The sequence below is a fragment of the Pseudomonas fluorescens genome (assembly GCF_000968015.1).
In the GTDB taxonomy this organism is placed as follows: domain Bacteria; phylum Pseudomonadota; class Gammaproteobacteria; order Pseudomonadales; family Pseudomonadaceae; genus Aquipseudomonas; species Aquipseudomonas fluorescens_W.
In genome coordinates this window covers 15434-15636 of sequence record NZ_LACH01000114.1, presented here as the reverse complement: position 1 = coordinate 15636, position 203 = coordinate 15434, and positions in this window count along the sequence as shown.

Below are 203 nucleotides of genomic sequence, written 5' to 3'. Positions count from 1 at the left end.
GCTCGCTCCCACAGGGGTTCAACGGCGTTCACGAAACCCAGGCGCAACCCCCATCCATTGTGGGAGTGAGCTTGCTCGCGAAAGCGGTCTGTCAGCCACCACATCTGTTGAATGTGCCGCCGTCATCGCGAGCAAGCTCGCTCCCACAGGGGTTCAGCGGCGGTCACGAAGCCCGGGCGCAACCCCCATCCACTGTGGGAGCG